The 21876-nt window shown below is 70.9% G+C and carries 20 protein-coding genes and 1 pseudogene; 14 read left to right on the forward strand and 7 right to left on the reverse strand.

Features of this window, described 5'->3' with window-relative positions; all coding sequences use genetic code 11:
* Positions 1-105 precede the first annotated feature (105 nt).
* Positions 106-483 carry a hypothetical protein gene (locus ABFX51_RS14785; RefSeq protein ID WP_346054092.1) on the reverse strand — a complete coding sequence of 126 codons (378 nt, stop codon included), beginning with the start codon at positions 481-483 and terminating at the stop codon, positions 106-108.
* Positions 484-974: 491 nt separating this feature from the next.
* Entirely contained in the window at positions 975-2315 is a 1341-nt protein-coding gene (locus ABFX51_RS14790; protein WP_346054012.1) for an enolase C-terminal domain-like protein, read from the reverse strand.
* Between the two features lie 212 nt (positions 2316-2527).
* Between ABFX51_RS14790 and ABFX51_RS14795 the strand changes: the two genes are divergently transcribed.
* The 3 genes from ABFX51_RS14795 to ABFX51_RS14805 all read left to right on the forward strand — a co-directional run bounded on the left by ABFX51_RS14795 (position 2528) and on the right by ABFX51_RS14805 (position 4964).
* A complete protein-coding gene (locus tag ABFX51_RS14795; protein WP_346054013.1) occupies positions 2528-3142 on the forward strand; it encodes a hypothetical protein in 615 nt (204 codons plus the stop codon).
* A gap of 470 nt (positions 3143-3612) precedes the next feature.
* Positions 3613-4371, forward strand: coding sequence for a transglycosylase SLT domain-containing protein (locus ABFX51_RS14800; RefSeq protein WP_346054014.1), 759 nt, complete (start codon positions 3613-3615; stop codon positions 4369-4371).
* 113 nt (positions 4372-4484) lie between these two features.
* Positions 4485-4964, forward strand: coding sequence for a hypothetical protein (locus tag ABFX51_RS14805; protein WP_346054015.1), 480 nt, complete (start codon positions 4485-4487; stop codon positions 4962-4964).
* A 738-nt stretch (positions 4965-5702) separates the two neighbouring features.
* On the opposite strand, the gene ABFX51_RS14810 is transcribed toward ABFX51_RS14805, so the two are convergent.
* The gene (locus tag ABFX51_RS14810; RefSeq protein ID WP_346054016.1) at positions 5703-6080 is read right to left on the reverse strand and encodes a hypothetical protein; all 378 of its coding nucleotides are present in this window, start codon (positions 6078-6080) and stop codon (positions 5703-5705) included.
* Between the two features lie 423 nt (positions 6081-6503).
* Here ABFX51_RS14810 and ABFX51_RS14815 point away from each other — a divergent pair, with 423 nt between their 5' ends.
* The 4 genes from ABFX51_RS14815 to ABFX51_RS14830 are packed head-to-tail and all read left to right on the forward strand — an operon-like array spanning position 6504 to position 10415.
* Entirely contained in the window at positions 6504-7490 is a 987-nt protein-coding gene (locus ABFX51_RS14815) for a 2-keto-3-deoxygluconate permease (RefSeq protein ID WP_091505366.1), read from the forward strand.
* Entirely contained in the window at positions 7487-8632 is a 1146-nt protein-coding gene (locus tag ABFX51_RS14820) for a four-carbon acid sugar kinase family protein (protein ID WP_177228615.1), read from the forward strand. Before ABFX51_RS14815 ends, ABFX51_RS14820 begins: the two co-directional genes overlap by 4 nt.
* A gap of 20 nt (positions 8633-8652) precedes the next feature.
* Positions 8653-9663 carry a 4-hydroxythreonine-4-phosphate dehydrogenase PdxA gene (gene pdxA, locus ABFX51_RS14825; RefSeq protein WP_091505364.1) on the forward strand — a complete coding sequence of 337 codons (1011 nt, stop codon included), beginning with the start codon at positions 8653-8655 and terminating at the stop codon, positions 9661-9663.
* Complete coding sequence (locus ABFX51_RS14830) at positions 9660-10415, forward strand: DeoR/GlpR family DNA-binding transcription regulator (protein ID WP_091505363.1); 756 nt, start codon at positions 9660-9662, stop codon at positions 10413-10415. Before pdxA ends, ABFX51_RS14830 begins: the two co-directional genes overlap by 4 nt.
* Here the strand turns inward: ABFX51_RS14830 and ABFX51_RS14835 are convergent.
* A complete protein-coding gene (locus ABFX51_RS14835; protein WP_091505625.1) occupies positions 10396-11829 on the reverse strand; it encodes an amino acid permease in 1434 nt (477 codons plus the stop codon). The two genes, ABFX51_RS14830 and ABFX51_RS14835, sit on opposite strands and share 20 nt — an antisense overlap.
* 75 nt (positions 11830-11904) lie before the next feature.
* Entirely contained in the window at positions 11905-12741 is an 837-nt protein-coding gene (locus ABFX51_RS14840) for a patatin-like phospholipase family protein (RefSeq protein ID WP_091505362.1), read from the reverse strand.
* 154 nt (positions 12742-12895) lie between these two features.
* On the opposite strand from ABFX51_RS14840, the pseudogene ABFX51_RS14845 reads away from it, so the two are divergent.
* The 5 genes and pseudogenes from ABFX51_RS14845 to ABFX51_RS14865 all read left to right on the forward strand — a co-directional run.
* Positions 12896-13465 (forward strand): annotated as a pseudogene (locus ABFX51_RS14845) (CocE/NonD family hydrolase); the annotation flags it as partial.
* Positions 13466-13467: 2 nt separating this feature from the next.
* Positions 13468-14496: a CocE/NonD family hydrolase gene (locus ABFX51_RS14850; protein WP_346054017.1), complete on the forward strand. Its 1029-nt coding sequence runs from the start codon at positions 13468-13470 to the stop codon at positions 14494-14496.
* Positions 14496-15581, forward strand: a complete 1086-nt coding sequence (locus tag ABFX51_RS14855) for an LLM class flavin-dependent oxidoreductase (protein WP_346054018.1) — start codon at positions 14496-14498, stop codon at positions 15579-15581. Before ABFX51_RS14850 ends, ABFX51_RS14855 begins: the two co-directional genes overlap by 1 nt.
* A gap of 59 nt (positions 15582-15640) precedes the next feature.
* Entirely contained in the window at positions 15641-17122 is a 1482-nt protein-coding gene (locus ABFX51_RS14860; protein ID WP_346054019.1) for a hypothetical protein, read from the forward strand.
* A complete protein-coding gene (locus tag ABFX51_RS14865; RefSeq protein ID WP_487046920.1) occupies positions 17008-17298 on the forward strand; it encodes a helix-turn-helix domain-containing protein in 291 nt (96 codons plus the stop codon). The genes ABFX51_RS14860 and ABFX51_RS14865 overlap by 115 nt, the downstream gene beginning before the upstream one ends.
* A gap of 23 nt (positions 17299-17321) precedes the next feature.
* Here ABFX51_RS14865 and ligD read toward each other — a convergent pair whose 3' ends face one another.
* Positions 17322-19247, reverse strand: coding sequence for a DNA ligase D (ligD, locus tag ABFX51_RS14870; RefSeq protein ID WP_428832473.1), 1926 nt, complete (start codon positions 19245-19247; stop codon positions 17322-17324).
* 158 nt (positions 19248-19405) lie between these two features.
* Here ligD and ABFX51_RS14875 point away from each other — a divergent pair, with 158 nt between their 5' ends.
* Together ABFX51_RS14875 and ABFX51_RS14880 are read left to right on the forward strand one after the other, a co-directional pair.
* On the forward strand, positions 19406-19699 hold the full coding sequence (locus ABFX51_RS14875; RefSeq protein WP_346054022.1) for a hypothetical protein: 294 nt from the start codon (positions 19406-19408) through the stop codon (positions 19697-19699).
* A 41-nt stretch (positions 19700-19740) separates the two neighbouring features.
* On the forward strand, positions 19741-20817 hold the full coding sequence (locus tag ABFX51_RS14880) for an alanine racemase (RefSeq protein WP_346054023.1): 1077 nt from the start codon (positions 19741-19743) through the stop codon (positions 20815-20817).
* A gap of 9 nt (positions 20818-20826) precedes the next feature.
* Here ABFX51_RS14880 and ABFX51_RS14885 read toward each other — a convergent pair whose 3' ends face one another.
* Positions 20827-21858, reverse strand: a complete 1032-nt coding sequence (locus ABFX51_RS14885; protein ID WP_346054024.1) for an NAD(P)-dependent alcohol dehydrogenase — start codon at positions 21856-21858, stop codon at positions 20827-20829.
* Between the last annotated feature and the right edge of the window lie 18 nt (positions 21859-21876).

Below are 21876 nucleotides of genomic sequence, written 5' to 3' on the forward strand. Positions count from 1 at the left end.
CCACAGCGCAACCAGCGGCAAACCCCCGATCACCCGCCTGACCAACCTCCCTGGACACCACAGCTAGGCGGCATCAGCCGACGGGCGGCGGGCAGCCCGACGGCCCTACAGGCCGGACAACGCCAGTACTCCCGCGGCCAGCAGGAGCGCGACCTTCACCACCTCCGTGCCCACGTAGCCCAGGTGCGCCCGCGACCGCGGCGGGTCTTCCCCTGCGAGCACCCGGTCGGACCGCCGGTTGAGCACGGGCCGGATCGCCACCAGTTGCAGTGCCAGCACGCCGACGGCCGCCACTGCCGTCCCCAGAACCGGCCCCGGCACGTGGCCCGCGATCAGCGTCACCACGACCACCACGGCGAGTACGGTCTCAACCGCGTTGAGGGCACGGAACACGAGCCGTCCGATGCCGAGTCCTATTCGGACGGTCACGTCTGGCGCCCGGAACTTCAGCGGCGCCTCGAGGAACGAGATCGCCACCACCATCCCCAGCCAGAGACCCACCACCCCGGCCAGCGCTGCCGTCGCGGTCACGCCACCTCCTCCTGTGCCGGCTTCCCAACCAGCTCCTCCGAGCTGTCCGGCAGTCACCGTAACGCCGTCAGGCGAGCAAGGTGGCGCTGCCCCGCCCGCGGGGGTTCGTCTGTACCGGTTCTCGAACCACCCATATGAGCTGTCCGCCAGTGGGTAAGGCGGTCGTCCCCCGCGTGATCCGCCGCCCCACTGTGCAAGCCCTGCTGACGGTCTTCGCTTGCGCGCTGAGTGCAGCGGATTCTCGTCCTTGATGTTGTGGGAGTTGACGTTCTTGACCGTCGTGTACCGCGCAATCGCGCCGCCTAGAGGTGAACACCGCTTCACGATCGCCAGGGGAGCAGGGAGCCGAACGTGCTCCCTTGGGGAGCAAGGACGCAATCCGCCATGTCGAGGACGAACCGGCGGACCTCGTCGCTCGCGTCACGCACCAGCCGGGTGACCTGTCATCGCCCCCTCCCTTCCGTTGTGGCAGCCGGTTGTGCGGTATACGCCCATACCGGGCCGTCCGGAAAGCGGTGTGCCGCAAGGGATTCCGGACGCATGCGGGCGCTGTAACCCGGAGCCGTGGGCGCCAGGTAACGAGAACCGCGCATCCGCACCGGATCGACGAAGTGCTCGTGCAGGTGGTCCACGTACTCGATCATCCTGCCCTCCATCGAGCCACTGACCGCGACGAAATCGAACATCGCCAGGTGCTGCACGAGCTCACACAGGCCGACGCCACCCGCGTGCGGGCACACCGGCACGCCGTGCGCCGCCGCGAGCAGTAGGACGGCCACCGCCTCGTTGACGCCGCCGACGCGGCACGCGTCGAGCTGGCACACGCCGAGCGCCTTCGCCTGGAACAACTGCTTGAACACCACGGCGTTCTGCGTGTGCTCGCCGGTCGCGACGAGCGTCGGCGAGATCCGGGCGGCGATCGCCGCGTGCCCGAGCACGTCGTCGGGGCTCGTCGGCTCTTCGAACCAGTACACGTCGAACTCGGCCAGCTCACGGAACCACGCGACCGCCTCCTCGACCCCGAGCACCTGGTTGGCGTCGATCATCAGCCGCCGCTCCGGGCCCAGTACGGAGCGGGCGATGGCACACCGGCGCCGGTCCGCTTCGAGATCGGCGCCCACCTTCAGCTTGATCGCGTCCCAGCCCGCGTCGACCGCCTCCTGGCACAGGCGCCGCAGTTTCGCGTCGTCGTAGCCGAGCCAACCCGCACTGGTGGTGTACGCCGGGTAGCCGTGCCGCAGCAGGTGTTCGATACGGCTCGCGCGCCCGGGCTCCTGCCGGGCGAGCAACTCCAGCGCCGCTTCGGGCGTCAACGCGTCCCGGAGGTACCGCCAGTCGACCACGTCGACCAGCTGCTGCGGCGAGAACCCCGCCAGGTACCGCCACAACGGTTGCCCCGCGAGCTTCGCCGCCAGGTCCCACACCGCGTTCACCACGGCGGCCGTGCCGAGGTGGATCACGCCCTTGTCCGGACCGAGCCAGCGCAGCTGGCTGTCACCTGTGAGGTGCCGCCACAGCCCGCCGAGATCGCCGACGAGTTCCGCCACCGTCATCCCGCGTAGGCGCTCGCCCACGAGCTGGGCGGCCCGCACGGCCAGCTCGGTGCCGCGGCCGATCGTGAACGTGAACCCGTGGCCCTCGGGCAGCGCCGCGTCGTCGGTCCGCAGCACGACGTACGCGGCCGAATAGTCCGGCGCCTCGTTCATCGCGTCCGAACCGTCGAGTTCCCGCGACGTGGGAAACCGGACGTCGGTGACGTCCACCGCCACCACCTTTGCTGTCATCGCGCCCTCCAGTCCGCTCTGACGTTCTAAACCGACCGTACCGTGTTGATCGGTTCCGCGTAACTAGCCAAAAGTCGTAGCTGGATCGGGGTGTTTTCCGGGCGTAGTCCACTTAAAACGGGGTGTTTTCATCCGTTCGAGCGGATACGACGTTTGCGTTCCCGCAAGAACGCTCCCATGCTGGCGAGAAAGAACGGGAAAGCGAGGTCGCCGTGGGCATCCAGTTCCACACAAGTGCGTTCGTTCCGGTGGTGCTGGGCTTCTTCGGCCTGGGCACCGGGTATCTCATCTACGGTCCGCAGGAGCTGTTCCGCGCGCCGCCACGCGGTCCGGCGGTGGACAGGGCCACCGGCGTCTGGGGCATCTGGCTGCCCGGGTTCTGCCAGTTCGTCACCGGGGTCTACCTGTTCGCGGCGCTGACGTGGTTCGGATCGCTGCGGGAACCGGCCTTGTACATGGCCGCGCTGGCGTTTTCCGCCTACGGCATCCACTGGTTCGCATTGGGCTGGAACCGTTATCAGGGCAACGACGTCCGGCCCACCGGGCTGATGGCGATCGCGTTCACGATCATCTCGGTGCTGGGCGTGGTCGTGTTCTTCTCGGCGGGCGCCTGGCCGGTCGGGCTGTTGTTCTCCGGGCTGACCGCGGTCTACGTCAGCGAGCTCTTCGCCAGTTTCCGGATCGGCGGCCGCCGGGGCGACGAAAGCAGCAACCCCGCCGAGCGGATGCTGGGGTTCTTCCACGTGATCACCGGGCTGTGGCTGATGTACCTGACCTTCGCCACGACGCTCGACATCGCGCTCGGGTACACGCTGCCCGGAGGCTGATCCACGGTGGGCCGAGTGGTTTCGCGGGCTCATACGAGAGGGGCGGAGGAGGGTATCGGGTAGAGGGGTGAACGTTGTTCCAGGGGCCGTCAGGTCCGGTGATCCGGAGAGGCTATCCGGGCGCGCGAGGGAGGTGGTGTGACAGCGACGGCCGAGGTGGCGTTGGTGGTGTTTTAGGGAGGGTTTCGCGGAATTACAGGGATGTCATTCGCGTGCTGGATGCGGAGTAGCAAGGGTTTCACGGAGTGTGAAGAAACAGGGCTGAGCAGGGATTTCGTGCCCACAAAGGGAATTGCGCAAACGTGGTAAACGTGTGGCGATCGTCACCGTCGCGTGATATCTCGTTTTTGGTTTCGTAACCTGGCTCAGGTCCAGCGGTGATCTGCGGTTTTCCCGCCGACCGTGGACCAGCCGGCCTGGCCCCCGACGGGTCGGCGCATCATGCCCCGACCCGAGGAGACCCTTTCCCCGTGGGAAACCACTGCGCGAACGTGCGCGCGAAACGCATTGCCCTGCCCTTCTCCGCAGCACCCCGCCACCGGGCATCAGGGCGGCTCGGTGCCCGGACGGCGGTGTCCGCCGGGTTGCTCGCCCTGTCCGTCGCGGGCACGGCCAGTCCGCTGGCGCTCGCCGGACCTGGCGGTTCCCCCGCCCCGGCACCTGCCACCGGCAGCGGCTCCGGCGCCGTGTCGTTGCCGCTCGCGGCGATGGCCGACCTGGCGGAGCCGGTCACCGCGCCCGGTGAGGTCGGCGCCGTGCTTCCGCTGGGCGGTGGGCAGCCCGCGCCGCAGCCCGCCGAGGGCGCCGCGGAACTCGAGGCCGTGGCGACCCCGGTCGTGGTTCCCGCCGAAGCCGCTCCCGCGCCTGCGGGTGACCGTCTGTCCCGCTGGATCGGCGAGGCGATCGGGATCCTGCAGGCGCAGGGCGTCCCGGTGTCCATTGAGGACATTGAGGCCATCCGCACCGTCATCGACAAGGAGTCCGACGGCGATCCGGAGGCGGTGAACCGGTGGGACGCGAACGCGCGCGCCGGACATCCGTCGAAGGGTCTGATGCAGTGCACGGACTTCACGTTCGACGCGTACAAGCTGCCCGGCCACGACGACATCTTCAACCCCGTGGACAACATCATCGCGGGAGTGCGGTACACCGTCGCCCGCTACGGTGGGTTCGACAGCCACCCCGGGCTGAAGTCGCTCAGCTCCGGCGGCGGTTACCGCGGGTACTGACCGCGAGATACGTAAATCTGCTTACGCGGGATACGTAGCGCGACGGACGTCCTCCCTCCGCCCGTGCCACTAGCGTCCGGTACGGGATTCCAGGGCGAAAGGGGAGGAATGAGATGGGCGCGAAGACGGCGATGGTGGCGCTCGCGGTCGCGGGTACCGCGTTGGCCGCGGGTGGCGTAGCGGCGCTCGTGAGCGATGAGGCGCTGCCGCGCGGATCGTACGTGCTCGCTCGCGCTGACGGGCTTGCTGCGCAGGGATCGGTTTCGGTTCTGGGTGGCACCGGATGCGCGGTGAGGCTGGAACATCCGTGGCACGGTTTGGTGCCGCTGGGGCGCATCGACGGTGGCGCGGTGACGATCGGAAATCCGTGGCATGGTGTGGTGCCGTTGGGGCACGTCGATGGTGGTGCGGTGACGATCGGAAATCCGTGGCATGGTGTGGTGCCGCTGGGGCGCATCGACGGTGGTGCGGTGACGGCCGGAAATCCCTGGCATGACTCGATTCCGTTGGGGCATTTCGAAGGTAGCGCTTTGACGGTGGGAAATCCGTGGCACGGTTCGACTCCCTTGGGGCAGTTCGAAGTTGTCCCGTGACTGTCGGGCCAATACCGCTAAGTTTAGGCGAGTTTCCGCAGCTCAGAGGCGTTTGGAGGCGTCGCCCACAGAGCGGTCACACCCCGACAGAACAGTTGCCTCAATTGAAGATTCCCCTCAACCGCAACGGCGACTGTCTTAAGTGGAGAACCGCCTAACCGGCGGGAACGACTGAACAGAGCCTCCGGTAACGCCCTGACCAGGTAAAACGTACTAACTTAGCGGTATTGACTGTCGGGCTTGGCTGATTCGAAGGTGAACCGGTGCCAGCGGGGCCCCGACTTACTGCCCACGGCCGGGTGCGGGCGCGGCGGGATGGCTTGCTGCCGGCGGATGCCCTCGGCGGTGTGATCGCTGCGGGGGATCGCTAGAACGGGCTCGTGCTGGGGCAGACGTGGGTTGGCTGCTGCTCGGGGACGCTGCGGGCGGTGTGATCGCCGGGGGATATCGCGACAAACAGTGTGCCGCTGGGGCGCCACTCGCTGCCCCTCGGACACCCGTGGTCCAACTGAATTGATCCGGGGGGATCAACCGGCCCCCGCGCTCGCCTCCCGCGTCAGCGGTGGGTGGGGCGGGGGCCGGCCTTCGGTGTCGGTGTGTCTCGTGGAGCATCCCGGGACATTGACGAGCAGACCGGCCCGGCCCGGCTCGAAAACCATCCGGTCGCCGACTTCAGTTCGACGAGCGCGCCCACCGTCGCCGCCCAGGACTTGGACCCCGTGGCATCGCCGGGGACCGTCAGCCGCGGGAGGTCGTGGTCTCGTCGGGGAGGGCGAGCAGTTCGTCCAGCACCTCGTGCGCCGTGCCGTGGCAGCTCCACAGCGGCTTTTCCGGCGTCAGGATGTCGTCCTCGTCGGCGGGGACGCGCAGGGCCGTCGCGTCGTCCTCGGCGTCCAGGCGGATCACGTCGATCACCGCGTCGTGCGGCCGCACGCCCACCACGGCGACCAGCGTTCCGCCGTCGTCACGCGGGTGGATGAAGCGGTAGCCGCGGTCGATGAGGTTCAGCAGCCGGTTTTCGACCGGGGTAGCCTCCGGGGAGCACATCGTCGAATTCGCCGTCCTTCGCACCGCGAAACTGGGGAACGATCTGGCGAGGCCCACGGTCCGCGTCATTCCCGAAAGGGCTGGATCTTCAGGTGCATCTTGCAGGAGGCAAGCTACCAGCAGCACCTGCACGGGTAAATGCACGCGCCGCGTGCACGTGCAGCTCTGGTAGACAACCGCCCTCACTCTTTCCTCTTTAGAGCGATCCCGGCCTCCTTCGCTCGTCACGGGGAGTGAAGAAGTCCGTGCCGACCGGAAGAAATCCCTGGTGCGGGGGATGGTGGTGGTCCGAACGAGTGCTCTTGAACGGGGGTCACCCGCGCAGGCGAGGGCTGCCGCGACCACCGCGGGCACCCCTTGAGGGCGACCGATCCCAGGGTGCGCGTAGCGCGCATCACATTTGCGCGAAGTGCGCAATCAAGCTTAGAGTTGCGCACATAACGCAGCCCGGGCGCCGCCGTCCCGGGCTCCGCACGTTCAAGGAGGAGCGTCGTGGCGGTTCCCATCAAGCGCCGTATCGAAGCGATCCCCGGCGGGATGATGATCGTCCCGCTGCTGATCGGTGCGGTGCTCTACACCGTGGCCCCCGGCACGGGAAAGTTCTTCGGCTCGTTCACCGGAGCCCTGTTCTCCGGCTCGCTGACCATCCTCGCCGTCTTCTACGTCTGCATGGGCGCGGGCATCGAGGTCCGGTCGACCCCCTACATCCTGAAGAAGGGCGGCGCGCTGTTCGCGGCCAAGGTGGCCGTGTCCGTCGTCGTCGGCATCATCCTCGGCCGCCTGCTCGGCGAGCTGCCGATCAGCTCCGGCGCGTTCGCCGGGCTGTCCACCCTCGCCGTCGTCGCCGCGATGAACGACACCAACGGCGGCCTGTACATGGCGCTGATGGGCCAGTTCGGCAAGGGCAAGGACGTCGCCGCCTACTCGATCATGACCATCGAGTCCGGCCCGTTCCTCACCATGCTCACGCTGGGCGCGGCCGGCCTGTCCGCCTTCCCGTGGCAGACGCTGGTCGGCGCGGTGCTGCCGCTGCTCGTCGGCATGCTCCTGGGCAACCTCGACCCGCAGATGCGCGAGTGGCTCGGCCGCGCGGTGCCCGTGCTCATCCCGTTCTTCGCGTTCGCGCTCGGGTCGAGCATCGACCTGAAGTCCGTGTGGCGCGCCGGGCTGCTCGGCATCGGGCTGGGCGTGTTCGTGTTCCTCGTGACCGGAGCCGTCCTGCTGCTCGCGGACAAGTTCACCGGCGGCACGGGCGTTGCGGGGATCGCGGCCGCATCTACTGCGGGCAACGCCGCCGCCGTGCCCGCGATCGTCGCCGCGGCCAACCCGGCGTACCAGGCCGCCGCGGCACAGGCGACGATCCTGGTGGCGGCCTCGGTGGTGGTCACGTCCCTGCTGGTCCCGTTCGCCACCGCGTGGTTCGCTTCCAGGGCCAGGAAGAAGGAGGAGCAGCCGGTGCCCGAAGGGACGTCGTCGTGAGCGAGCGGCTGGTCATCGTCGCCGACGACCTCACCGGTGCCGCGGACGCGGCGGCCGCCTACGGGCCGCACGCCGCGGTCGCGCTCGACACCGCGCTGCCGGACACCGAGGTGGTCGCCATCGACACCGACAGCAGGCACCGCAGCCCCGAGTTCGCCGCCCGTGCCGTGGCCGCGGCCGTGCGCAGCGCGGCGGGAGCCCCGCTGTACAAGAAGATCGACTCGACACTGCGGGGCAACATCGCCGTCGAGATCGCCGCCGCGCTGCGGGAGCTGTCGGCTACGGCGCTGCTGGCTCCGGCCTTCCCCGACACCGGTCGCACGGTGACGGGCGGGGTGCTGCGGGCCGGGACCACCGTCCGTGGCGATCTGCGCGAGCTGTTCGCCGGGAGTGGCCTGAGCACGGCGCTGATCCCGCTGGACGTCGTCCGAAGTGGACCGTCGGCGGTGGTCGCGGCCTACCGCTCCGCCGCGGCGGACGTGGTGTGCGCCGACGCGGTGACGGAAGCGGATCTGGAGGTCCTGCACGCGGCGGGGGAGGCGCTCGGGCCGGACGTGCTGCTTGTCGGCTCGGCTGGGCTCACCCGCGTCGCCGCCCGGAAGCGGGGGCTGCACGCACCGTCCTTCCCGCCCGCCGCCCCCGGCTCCGTGCTCACGGTGCTGGGCAGCTACTCCGCGCTCGCCCGCGAGCAGCGGGCCGCGCTGATGGCGTCCGGTGAGGTCACCACAGTCGCGGTCAAGGCGCCCTTCGGGCCCGCCGAGCAGAGCATCGCCGGCGTGGAACTGTCCACTGTGGAGGGCGACGTGCTGCTGGTGCCCGATCCCGGCGCCCCGGTCGAACGCAAGCACGCCGCCGAGGTCGCCTCGGCGCTGGCGAGCGTCGCGGGCCGGTACGTCACCGAGCGGCGGCACGCACTGGCCGGGCTGGTCCTGACGGGCGGGGAGACCGCGCGGGCCGTGCTGCTCGCCGCCGGGGTGCGCGGGTTCGCCGTGCTCGGCGAGCTCGCCCCCGGGGTCGTCCGCTCGGCCGTCCCCGCGCTCGGCGGACTGCCCCTGATCACCAAGGCCGGCGCGTTCGGCGCGCCGGACACCCTGGAGCACGCCCGGCGCGCCCTGCACGCTCCGGCCACGGCTTCGCACTGAGGAGAAGGAGAAGCATTCCCATGGGACGTCCCATCGTCGCCATCACCATGGGCGACGCCGCCGGCGTCGGCCCCGAGGTCGTGGTCAAGGCACTCGCCGCGGCCGACCTCTACCGCACCTGCCGCCCGCTGGTCGTCGGCGACGCCGCGCGGCTGCGCAAGGCGATCGGCATCACCGGTGTGGCACTGGAGGTGCGGACCGTCGAGGCGCCCGAGGACGGCGGCTACACGCCGGGCGTCATCGACTGCCTCGACCTCGGCGTGATCCCCGAGGACCTGCCCTTCGGCGAGCTGTCGCCGGTCGCCGGCGACGGTGCGTACCAGTTCGTCAAGACCGCCACCGAGCTGGCCGTCGCGGGCCGCGTGCACGCCATCTGCACCGCGCCGCTCAACAAGGAGGCGCTGCACGCCGCCGGGCACCGCTATCCCGGGCACACCGAGCTGCTCGCCGCGCTCACCGGCACGCCCGAGGTGTCGATGATGCTGTCCGCGCCGAAGCTGCGCGTGGTGCACGTGACCACGCACATCGGGCTCGTGGACGCCGTCGCGAAGATCGAGCCGGGCCTGGTCGCCCGCACGATCCGCCGCGGGCACGAGACGCTGCGCAAGTCCGGGATCGAGCGCCCGCACATCGCCGTGTGCGGCATCAACCCGCACGCGGGGGAGAACGGGCTGTTCGGGCACGGCGAGGAAGAGGACAAGATCGTGCCCGCCGTCGCCGAGTGCCGCGCCGAGGGCATCGACGTGGACGGGCCGCTGCCCGCCGACACCGTGTTCTTCCGCGCCGTGCGCGGTGACTTCGACCTGGTCGTCGCGATGTACCACGACCAGGGCCACGGCCCGGTCAAGGTGCTGGGGCTCGACGCGGGCGTCAACATTACGATCGGGCTGCCGGTGATCAGGACCAGCGTCGACCACGGCACGGCGTTCGACATCGCGGGCACCGGCGCCGCGGACGAGGCGAGCATGCTCGAAGCGCTGCGGCAGGCGGTCGAGCTGGCACCCGAGGTGGAGGAGGACAAGGCGTCGTGAACGCGCGCACGCGGCGGGAGGCGATCCGCGACCTGCTGCGGACCCGGCCGGTCGGGGTCGACGAGCTCGCCGTGCGCTTCGACGTCACCGCGTCCACCATCCGCCGCGATCTCGCCGTGCTGACCGAGGCCGGCGAGATCGTGCGCACCTACGGCGGTGCGCTCGCGCCCGGCGGCGAGGAACAACCGCTGCACGAGCGCGAAACCCTCGGCGGGGTGGAGAAGGCCGCCATCGCCCGCGAGGCCGAGCGGCACATCAAGCCGGGGCAGCTGCTGTTCTTCGACGCGGGCACCACGGTCGGCGCGCTCGCCGCAAGGCTCACGTCGTGGCAGGGGATCACCGTCGCCTCGACGGGGCTGACGACGCTCAACGCACTCGCCGACGCCGAGGGCGTCGAGCTGATCGCTCTCGGCGGCGTGGTGCGCCACATCAGCCAGAGCACCGTCGGCCCGCTGACCGAGCTGGTGCTCGACGTGCTGACCGCGGACGCGGTGTTCCTCAGCGGCGACGGCGTCACGGCCGACCGCGGTGTGTGCGAGGCGAGCGCCGAGCAGGTCGCGGTGAAGCGGCGGTTGATCGAGCAGGCCGGGGCCGTCTACGTGCTGGCCGACGCGAGCAAGCTCGGCCGCGCCAGCTCGCACTGGTGGACGCCGCTGCCGCCGGAGTGGACGTTGATCACCGACTCGTCGGCCACCGAGGAGCAGCTGGCCCCGTTCCGCGCCCTGCCCGGCGTCACGGTGCTGGTGGCGTGACGTCCGTTTCGCGCGCCAGCGCCGAATGCCGGCGCGAGTAGGCGAAGTACACCACCAGCCCGATCGCGAACCAGATCACGAACCGCAGCCACGTCTCCGGCTTGAGGAACGTGATGAGCCAGAGCGAGAACACCACGCCGATCGCCGGGACGACGGGCATGCCCGGCGTCCGGAACGTGCGCGGCAGGTCCGGCCGCCGGTACCGCAGCACGATCACCGCGACGCACACCACCACGAACGCCAGCAGGATGCCGATGTTGGTCAGCTCGGCGGCCTCGGCGATCGGCAGCAGCCCGGCGATGACCGCGGCGGCGACGCCGAGCACCCACGTCATGCGCGTCGGCACGTGGCGCGTGGGGTGGGTGCCGGAGAACCACTTCGGCAGCAGGCCGTCGCGGCTCATCGAGTAGCCGACGCGGGTGGCGCCGAGCAGGAACGTGAACAACACGGTGAGGATGCCGAGTATCGCGCCGACCGCGATCACCGCGCCCAGCGCGTTGAGCCCGACCGACGCGAACGCGCTGGAGAAAGCGCTTTCAGCGTCGATGTCGCGGTAGTTGACCATGCCGGTGAGCACCAGGCACGCCAGCACGTAGAGCACCATCGAGATGCCCAGCGAGTACAGGATCGCCTTGGGCATGTGCTTCTGCGAGTCGCGTGACTCCTCGGCGGCGGTGGACATCGCGTCGTAGCCGAACACGGCGAAGAACACCGTCGCCGCACCGGTGAAGGCGCCGCCGATGCCGAACGGGAAGAAGTCCGCCCAGTTCCCCGTCTTGACGTGGAACGCGCCGACGACGATGACGAGCAGCACCAGCGCGATCTTCAGGTACACCAGCAGCGTCTCGAACCGCGCCGCCGAGCGCATGCCGAGGTTGAGCACGAACGCGATCAGCAGGCACAGCACCACCGCGAACAGGTCCACCTTGTACGACCCCGACGGCACGCCCTCCGGTTCGGTACCCGGTGCGCCGGACATCCACAGCGGCAGCTCGACGTGCAGGAAACCCAGCAGGTCGTTGAAGTAACCCGAGATGCCGATCGCCACCACGGCGACGATCGCCGTGTACTCCAGCAGCAGGTCCCAGCCGATGAACCAGCCGACCAGCTCGCCCAGCACCGCGTAGCCGTAGGTGTAGGCGGAACCGGCGCGGGGGATGAGCCCGGCGAACTCGGCGTAGGAGAACGCCGCCGCCGCGCTGGCGATCCCGGCGACGAGGAACGAGATCAGCACCGCGGGTCCCGCGGTCTCGTGCGCGACCGCGCCCGCCAGCGAGAAGATCCCGGCGCCGATGATCCCGCCGATCCCGATCGCCGTCAGCTGCCACAGCCCGAGCGTCCGCTGCAGGCCGCCGGTCTCGACGGCCTCGATCTGTTCGATGGGCTTGCGGCGGAACACCCCGCGGTCGGCCACGGCCACCACCCCGATCCTGTTCGTCCTGCTTGTCCGGGGGGAAGTTACCCACCGGAACGCGAACTGGTCCAGTCCTCAGCGGTAGTCGGGCTTGAGCCGCAGGCCCTGGGCCCGGCCCGCCTCCGCGGCGGGACGCCGGGTGGCGGGGTCGAGCGGGTTCGTGCCCACCGCTTCGCGCGACGCTTCGTCCGGCTCGACGACCGCGACCTCCGCGCCGGCCGCGCGCAGCTCCCCGACCGCAGTGGCCAGCGGCTTTTCGCTCGGCAGCAGCTCCGTCTCGCCCATCGGCGCGAGCACCAGCACCCGGGACGCCCCGGCCGCGTAGTCCGCGTTGGCGTTGGACCGCACCCCGCCGTCGACGTACCGGCGCCCGCCGATCGTCACCGGCGGCCACACCCCGGGCACGGCGCAGCTGGCGGCCACGGCGTCGACGAGGCTCACGCCCGAGGTGCCGTCGAACACGGTGGGCTCGCCGGTCTCCGCGTCGATCGCGACGATCTTGAGCGTCCGGGAGGGCCACTCGTGCGAGGGCAGCCGCGACTCGATGACCGCGCGGCGCTCGGCCTCGGACACGGTGTCCGCGGTCAGGGCGAAACCCCCGATGGCGCGCCGGATTTCGGCGGGATCGGTGGCGCCGCCGAGCAGTTCCGCCATCTGCTGCCCGAAGCGCTCGAAGTCCACCTCGGCCATGATCTCGGCCGACTGCAGCTCCGGTTCGGTCTGCCGCGCGTACAGCCGCGGCAGGGGCAGCCCGCTGCCGAGCTGTGCCGCCACGGTGGAACCCGCGGACGTGCCCACGAGCACGTCGGCCCCGGTGACGTCGTGCCCCGCCTCGGCCAGCCCCGTCAGCAGCCCGGTGAGCCAGGCGATCCCGCCGACCCCACCACCACCCAGCACCAGCGCCTCGGTCATCTCCCGTCCTCCCTCGCCGCGTCCCGGTCTCAGAAGTGAGACTCCGGCGGGGGCGCGGCGTCCGTAGCGTAACCGGCAGGCCGATGGAGGGAGCCGGATGACCGGGACGCTGGAGGGCACCGAAAACCACGTCGTCGAGTCGGTCCGGGTACCGATGCGCGACGGGGCGCGTCTGGCGGGACGGCTGCACCGCGCTCCGGGCGGGGCGCGGCCGGTGCTGCTCATCCGGACGCCCTACGCCGAACCGATGTCCCGCACGCTGCCCGTGCTGCCCGCGTTGGACGCCGGGTTTTCCGTGCTGGTCCAGGAATGCCGCGGCACCGGCCGGTCGGACGGGGAGCTGCGCACCTTCGAGAACGAGACGTCAGACGGCCTCGACACGCTCGCGTGGCTGGTGGCGCAGCCGTGGTGTGATGGCCGGATCGCGATGTTCGGCATGTCCTACCTGGGCATGGCGCAGCTCGCGGTGAGCGGGCACCGGCCGCCCGGGCTCGTCGCGCTCGCGCCCACCGTCACACCCGACGACTACCGCGACGGGCTGGTCTACCGGCAGGGCGCCTTCCAGCTCGGGCAGGCAGTCGGCTGGCACCTGCTCACCGCGGCCCAGCTCGCCGGCGGTCCCACGCCCGCGCTCGGCCGGCTGCTGGCCGATCCCGTCGCCGCCTACCGCACGCTCCCGCTCGCCGACCGGCCCGGGATCAGCGAGTTCCTGCCGAGCTGGCGCACGTGGCTCGACCGCGAGGACGACCCGGCGTACTGGCACGGCATCAGCTACGCGTCCCGCCGGGCGACCTGCCGACGCTGCACGTCGGCGGCTGGTTCGACCTGTTCCTGCGCGGCACGCTGGCCAACTTCACCGCGATGGGCGGGCACCTGGTCGTCGGCCCGTGGTCCCACGCCGACCAGTCCGGTGTCGCGGGCGAGGTCCTCCACCCCGGCGGCAGTGCGCAGGCGATCGGGCTCGAACAGCAGCAACTGCGGTTCCTGCGGGAACAGGCCGACGAGGTGCCGTCGTCACTGCCACCGGTGCGGCTCTACGTGATGGGCGCGGGCTGGCGCACCGAACAGGAGTGGCCGCCGGCCCGCACCGACTGGCAGACCTGGTACTTCGGCCCGGGAGGCACGCTTTCCCGGGAGCTGCCCGAGGCGGGCTCGGCTGAGTACGTCCACGACCCGCACGACCCGGTGCCGACGATCGGCGGCGCGATCCTGATGGCGGGCGGCCCGGACGGCGGGTTGTCGTGGCAGCCGGGTCAACGCGACCAGAGGCCGCTCGACGGGCGCACGGACATCCTCCGCTTCACCAGCCCGGCGCTGACCGAGGACGTCGAGGTGACCGGGCCACTCACGGTCGTGCTGCACGCTTCGACCTCCGCCGCGGACACCGACTTCACCGCCAAGCTCGTCGACGTGCACCCTGACGGCCGGGCGCTCAACGTCGCCGATGGCGTCGTGCGCGCCCGCTATCGGTCCGGAATGGACAGTCCGGGGCCCGTCGTGCCGGGCGAGGTCCACGAGTACGTGATCGACGTCGGCGCCACCAGCCTGGTTTTCCGCGCGGGGCACCGGATCCGCGTCGACATCGCCAGTTCGAACTTCCCGTGCTTCGACCGCAACTCCGGCAGCGGCAAGCCCGCCGGTGCGGTCACCGAGGCCGACTTCGTGCGCGCGACCCAGCGTGTCTTCTTCGGCCCACCCCACCCCAGCGCCATCCGGCTGCCTGTGATCCCGTCTCCGGCAGGGAGGAACCAGTAGTGCTCGGCATCGGTATCAACCTCGGTTTCGGCAAGCTCCACCCCGACCTCACCGACCAGCAGATGTACGACGGCGAACTCGACGTCGCCGTGGCGGCCGACCGGCTCGGCTACGACGCGGTGTGGGTCGTCGAACACCACTTCTCCGACTACTCCGCCTGCCCGGACAACTTCGTCGTGCTGGCGAACCTCGCCGGGCGGACGACGCGGATCAAACTCGGCACCGCCGCGGTGATCCTGCCGTGGAACGACCCGCTGCGCGTCGCGGAGAAGGCGCTGATGGTCGACACGATCTCCGGCGGGCGGTTGCTGCTGGGCTTCGGCCGCGGCCTGTCACGCACCGAGTACGTGCCCTTCCGCATCCCGCTCGACGAGACCCGCGAACGCTTCGACGAGGCCGCGCCGATGATCTTCGAGGCGCTGGAGACCGGGTTCATCGAGGGGGACGGGCCGTTCTACCCGCAGCCGAGGGCCGAGCTGCGGCCCCGGCCGCGCGGGTCGTTCCTCGACCGGCGGTACTGCGTCGCGGGTTCGCCGGATTCCGTTGTGATGGCGGCGAAACTGCGGGCGCACCTGATGTCGTTCATCGTGCGGCCGGTGCCCGACCTGATGCCGACGTTCACGCGTTACCGCGAGCTGTACGAGGCCGAGCACGGTGAGACCGCGCCGCCCATCTCCTTGAACGTCAACATGTACTGCCACGCCGACGACGAACTGGCGCGCGAGCGGCACTTCGAGTACGTCAACCGGTTCTTCATGTCCAATGTGGAGCACTACGAGATGGCGGGCGAGCACTTCGCGGGCATCAAGGGCCACGAACGGTATGCGGCCAACGCGGCGTACTTCCGGGAGATCGGGCTGGAGAAGGCGGCGAACGACTACGCCGCGACCGCTTTGTGGGGCAACCCGGAGCGCATCCTCGGCCAGATCGAAGCGATCCGCGACGTGATCGGTGACTTCGAGCTGACGCTGGCCCCGGCGTTCGGCGGCATGCCCTACGACCAGGCGCACGCCAGCCTGGAGCTGTTCGCGCGCGAGGTGCTGCCCAAGGCACGTGGCCTGCGGGGCAAACCGGTCGCGGCCTGAGCCTTTTGCCAGGCGGAAACCGGCGTTCCGGCGTCGCCGCGGCCGGTAACGTCGGGTAGATGGCAGCGCCGTCGGTGCCGCGCACGTCGGCCGAGTGGGCACGGGTCCGCGAGGCGAAGCTGGACGTGCTGTCGCGCGACCCGTTCGCGGTCGATCCCGCGGACTACCCCGAGGTGCGGCCCGAGGTGGTCGCGTCGTGGCGCCGCTCGATGCTTGCCGGGGTGGACCCGGCGGCGCGCGAGTACGTCTTCGACGCCGACTTCCGCCCTCGCACCCGGCTCGCCGCCGTCGCCCAGCCCATCATGGACCGGCTTTCCGACGAGATCGCCGACCTCGGCTCGTGGGGCTTCCTCGCCGACCGGGCGTGCCGGCTGCTCACCGTCGTGGTCGGCGACTTCCCCGAGGCCGGGCGCGTGCACCGGCAGAACCTGCGGCCGGGGCTGAGTTTCGCGGAGGAGCTGATGGGCACCAACGGGCTCGGCTGCGCCCACGAAACCCAGCAGGCGTTCATCATCTCCGGCACCGAGCACTTCCGCACCGACACCGAGATCATCACGACGACGGGTGTGATCCTCCGTGACCCGTTCACGAGGCGGTACGTGGGCACGCTGGGCGCGCACTGCCTGCGTGAGTACTCCACCACCGCACTGCTGCCGCTCGTCGCGGAGATCGGGCGGTCCATCGAGGCGCAGTTGCTGGCCAGCCGGACGGACGGGGAGCGCGAGTTCTTCGACGCGTTCTCCGCCGCACAGCGACGGCACCGCGGGCCGGTGGTCGGCGTGAGCAGCCGGTTGTGCGTGGTGAGCACGCGGGCGCGTGCACTCGTGCACGAGGCGGACGAGGAACTGCTGCGGCGCCTCGCCGAGGAGTCTCGTGGCGGCCGCGTCCGGCTCAGCTCCGGGGTGACGGTGACGATCGACGTCGAACCCGTGCCCCAGCCACGCGGGGAGTTCGCGGCGGTGCTCGCGTTGCGGCCGGACACTTCCGGTGAGCCTGCCTGGGTTTCGGGTGATCCGATGGGCGATTTCCGGCGGCAGCTGTCGCGGGCGCTGGCGGGCGGCCACCCGGTCCTGCTCACCGGTGAGCGGGGCAGCGGCAAGCGGTACCAGGCCAGGATGGCGTTGCGGGAGTACACGGAGTTCGACGGCGCACTCGCGTACCTGGACCCGGTGCGGTGGCTGCGTTCGCTCGACGCGGTGCTGCGCGGGCGGAAACCCGTGCTGTTGGGGCACATCGGCGATGTGCCGTCCGAGTTGCGGGTCGCGGTCGCCGAGCTGATCGGTGGTGCTTCTTGCCGTGTCGTCGGCACGGTCCGGGAGGGCGGCGCTGGGCCGATGAGGGTTTCCCCGTGGTGCTGGCGGTGCCGCCACTGCGGGAGCGGCGGAGCGAGTTTTCCGCGCTGTGTACCAGTTTGCTGGGAAACGGCGTGGCCCTCACGCCCGGTGCCGCTGCCGCACTCGCGGCGAGCGACTGGCCGGGGAACGTGCGCGAGCTGCGGCAGGTCCTGGCCGCCGCCCGTATCCGGGCGGCGGGGCCCCTGATCGACGTCCACGACCTGCCGGTCCGCGAAGCGCTGGACGAGGTACGGGCCGCCGAACGCCGCGTGCTGCTGGCCGCGTTGCGCGAGACCGGTGGCGACCGGGCGGCTACCGCGGCGCGGCTCGGCATCTCGCGAGCCACCCTGTACCGCAGGCTCAAGCGCTACCAGCTGCGCTGACCGCCGAACTTCGCCGGATCGCCTCAGGGTTTCGGTAGCGGGGCGCGGGTTTCGCCGATGTCTGCGAACAGGTCACCAAGTTCCGCGACCCGTTCCAGCACGTCGTCGGCGGTGAAGACGAGGTCCTGGGCGCGGCGGCAGGCGCGGACCTCGTCCCACGAAACCGGCGTGGAGGCCGTGGGGTGTTCCCGGCCGCGCAGCGAATACGGCGCCACCGTGGTCTTCGCCGGGTTGTTCTGGCTCCAGTCGATGAACACCTTGCCCGGGCGCAACGACTTCGCCATCTTCGCGGTCACCAGCTCGGGCGTCTCGCGCGCGAACCGCTCGGCGACCGCCTTCGCGTAGGCGGACGGCGCGTCGGCGGACCGGGTGCGGATCCCGGCGTACACCTGCATCCCCTTCGAGCCGGACGTCTTCGCGTACGGGGTCAGCCCGTCCTCGCGCAGCACCTCGTACAACCGCTCCGCCACCCGGCAGCACTCGACGATCGTCGTGCCCTCACCGGGGTCGAGGTCGAACACGAGCCGGTCCGGCGGACGGCGCTTCGGCCCCGGCCCGACGGTCCACTGTGGAATGTGCAGCTCCAGTGCGGCCATGTTGGCCGCCCACACCAGCGCGGGCAGGTCGTCGATCAGCGGGTAGGAGATCGTGCCACCCGAGCCGCGGGAACCGGTGCTGGGCAGGAGCGCGGTGCGCAGCCAGTCCGGCGCCCCCTGCGGCGCGTTCTTCTCGAAGAACTGCTGGCCGCCCACGCCGTCGGGGTACCGGATGAACGTGACCGGCCGGCCGGCGAGGTGGGGGAGCAGCACGGGGGCGATGTGCGAGTAGTAGTTGACGACCTCACCCTTGGTGAACCCGTCGGGGAACATCGGCTTGTCCAGGTTGGACAGTGTCAGCCTGCGCTTTCCCGCCTGCACGGTGATCTTCTTCGGCGCGGGCTCCGGAGCCGGCCCGGGAGCCGGTGTGTTGCGGGGCGCGATCACCTCGGTGGTCTCCTTGTCCTGTCGCAGGCCTCGCCACGAAGTGTGCCGCAACCGCCCCGCGCCGCGCGTGAACTGGCGGTACCGCACTTCGCCGACGAGCACCGGCTCCACCCAGCGGGCCTTCGCGACGTCCTCGCGGGGCGGGGTGGTCGCGAACGGGTGGGTCCTGCGTGCCAGCCCTTCCAGTCGTTCCTGCAGGTCGGCCCGCTCCTGCTGGCTGAACCCGGTGCCGACGTCGCCGATGTAGACGAGGTCGCCGGTGTCCGGGTCGTGCGCGCCGAGCAGGAGGCTGCCCAGGGTACCGGTGAACCCGCGCTGCCCCGGCCGCCAGCCGCACACGACCACCTCCTGCGTCCGGATGAACGGGTGCTTGAGCCACGAGTCGGGGCGGCGGCCTGGCACGTAGACGGAACTGCGCAGCTTCGCGATGAGGCCCTCGTAGCCTTCGCCGGCGGCCTGGTGCAGGACGTCCTGCGGGGTGTGCCCTCGCGCGGTCAGGTCGTCGAAGGTGATGGCGGGCACGAGCGTCACCAGGTCCGGCTCGGGCATCGGCAGCTCCTCGAGCAGCGCGCGCCGGCGGTCGTAGGGCTCGTCGAGCAGGCTCTTGCCGTCGAGTCGCAGCAGGTCGAAGGCCAGGAAGCGCACGCGCACGTCCTCGAACGGCCCTTCCCGGCGGGCGGTGCGGGACTTCTGGTAGCGCCCGCGCCGTTCCTGCAGCAGCCCGAAGTCGACCTTGCCGTCCTCGCCGCACGCGACGATCTCCCCGTCGAGCACCAGCGCCCGCCCGGGGTCGAGCACGCCGGTGAGGGTGGGGAACTCGCCGGTGAAGTCGATGCCGTTGCGGCTGGTGAGCACGGTCGTGCCGTCGGCCGCGACGCGCATGCAGCAGCGGTAGCCGTCGAGCTTGTACTCGTAGGCCCAGCCGGAGCCCGCGCGCAGCCGCCCGCCGTCCGGCTTGGCCAGCATGGGCTCGACCCAGTCCGGGACGCGAGACCGGTCACCCCGAACCACCGTGCGGCCCTCCCTTCCCCTGACCTGCTCCGACCGTAACTCGATCGGCCTAGCAGTGCGCGGCGGCGGACTCGCCTGGGTGTCCTGGGGGTTCCCGCGGGGTAACTGCGGCCATGGCGAAGAAAGCGCTGCCCGCCACCGCGGGCTCAAGCTCGTGGACCGACGAGGACGGTGTGCGGCAGCCCCGTGGTGACGTGCACGCGTGGCTGCCGGGGACGAACCAGACGCTGTGCGGTGTGCCGTTGCACAAGGCACGGCTGGCCCGGTTCCCGCACGTGCTCTGGGGGGACGCGCTGTGGCTGGCCGACACGCGGGACGAGGGGATCGTGCCGTGCCGCCGCTGCACGGCGGCCGCCGGTGGGCGTGGCGGGACGCGGCGCTGGACGCGTGTGAACCCGAGGCCCTGACAGTTCGTCTGGATCTCGGACGAGTTGTATAGGCTGAGCGGGTGACGACCCCGTTCCTGGCACTGGACCTGCCGAAAGTCGAAGCGAACATCGCCCGGCTGCGCACCCGTCTCGCGGCTCTGGGCGGCACCTTGCGGCCGCACCTGAAGACCGCGAAGTCCGTGGAGGTGGCCCGGCTGCTGTTCGACGGCGGCTCGGGGCCGATCACCGTGTCGACGCTCGCCGAGGCCGAGGCGTTCGCGGACGCCGGGTTCACCGACATCGTGTACGCCGTCGGCATCGCGCCGGGGAAGCTGGAGCGTGTCACCGCGCTGCGGCGGCGTGGCGTGGACCTCGTGGTGCTGCTGGACAGCGTCGAGCAGGCGGCGGCCGTCGCCGAGGCGGGGGTGCCCGCCCTGATCGAAGTCGACTGCGACGGGCACCGCGGCGGCATCCTCCCCGGCGATCCCGCCGCGGCCCGGATCGCCGGGGTGCTCGGCGGAAACCTGCGCGGGGTGCTGACGCACGCGGGGGAGTCGTACTTCTCGTACGGGCCGGCCGCACTGACGGCCGACGCCGAAGCCGAGCGGCAGGCGGCCGTGCGCGTGGCGGAGGACCTGCGCGCGGCGGGGCACGAGGTGCCGGTGGTCAGCATCGGATCGACACCGACTGCGCACTTCGCGGCGGACCTCAGCGGCGTCACCGAGGTCCGCGCGGGCAACTTCGTGTTCTTCGATCTCGTCATGGCGGGAATCGGGGTGTGCGGGCTCGACGACATCGCGCTGTCCGTCGAGGTGACGGTGATCGGCCACCGCCCGGGCAAGGGCTGGATCCTCACGGACGGCGGCTGGATGGCGCTGTCCCGTGACCGCGGCACGGCGGCGCAGCCGGTCGACCAGGGCTACGGCGTCGTGACGGACCTCGACGGCAGGCCGTACCCGGACCTGCTGATGACCGGCGCGAGCCAGGAGCACGGCGTCCTGTCCGTCCGGCCCGGCAGCGGCGCCGCGCTGCCGGACCTGCCCGTCGGCACGCGGGTCCGCATCCTGCCCAACCACGCCTGCGCGACGGCCGCCCAGTTCGACGAGTACCACCTCACCGGCAGTGGGGCGGTTTGGCCACGGATCCGGGGCTGGTGAGCGGGTGGTTCAGTCCATCGACAACACGAAGCGGTAGCGCACGTCGTTGCGGGCCAGGCGGTCCAGTGCGGTGTTGACCTCGGCCGCGGGCAGCACCTCGACGTCCGCGGTGATGCCGTGCGCCGCGCAGAACTCCAGCATTTCCCGCGTCCTCCGGGCGCCGCCACTGCCCGACGCCGCCAGGTTCTTCGCGCCGATGAGCAGCGCCAGCGCGTCCGGCTCGTACCGGTCCGGGATGCCGAGCATGCACAACGTCCCGCCGCCCCGCAGCGCACGCAGGTACGGTGACGGGTCGTGCTTGGCCGAGACCGTGTTCAGGAGGAAGTCGAAGCGCTCCAGGCGATCCGCCATCGCCGCGGGATCCGTGGACACCACCACGTCGTCCGCGCCGAGCGCGCGGGCCGGGGCTTCCTTGCCCGGTGACGTCGTGAACACGGTGACCTCCGCGCCGAGCGCCTTCGCGAACTTCACCGCCAGGTGCCCCAGCCCGCCGAGGCCCACCACGCCGACCTTCATCCCGGGGCCGACCTGCCACCGGCGCAGCGGTTCCCACGTCGTCACCCCGGCGCACATCAACGGCGCGGCGCCGGCGGGATCGAGCCCTTCCGGGAGGGCGTACACGAACTTCTCGGTCACCACGTACTCACTCGAGTAGCCGCCGCGCTGGGGCAGCCCGTCGCGCCGGTCGACGCCTAGGTAGGTCGTGGTCGGGTACTCGGCGCAGTAGTTCTCTTGCGCGTCCAGGCAGTAGTCGCACTTGCCGCAGGAATCCACGATGTTGCCCACCGCCACCGCGTCGCCGACCGCGAAACGCGTCACCTCCGCACCCACGGCACTCACCTCGCCGACGAACTCGTGCCCCGGCACCAGCGGGAACTCGGCGGCGGGCGAGTCCTCGACCGCGTGCAGGTCGGTGTGGCACACGCCGACGTAGCGCACCCGGACCGCGACGTCATCGGGCCGCAGGTCGCGGCGCTCGAACTGCCACGGGGCCAGCGGGGCGCCCGCCGCGGGAGCGGCGTAGCCGGTCACAGAACGCATGGACTCTCCTAAGAAACA

The sequence above is a fragment of the Amycolatopsis dongchuanensis genome, assembly GCF_039542405.1.
GTDB classification, from domain to species: Bacteria; Actinomycetota; Actinomycetes; order Mycobacteriales; family Pseudonocardiaceae; genus Amycolatopsis_E; species Amycolatopsis_E sacchari.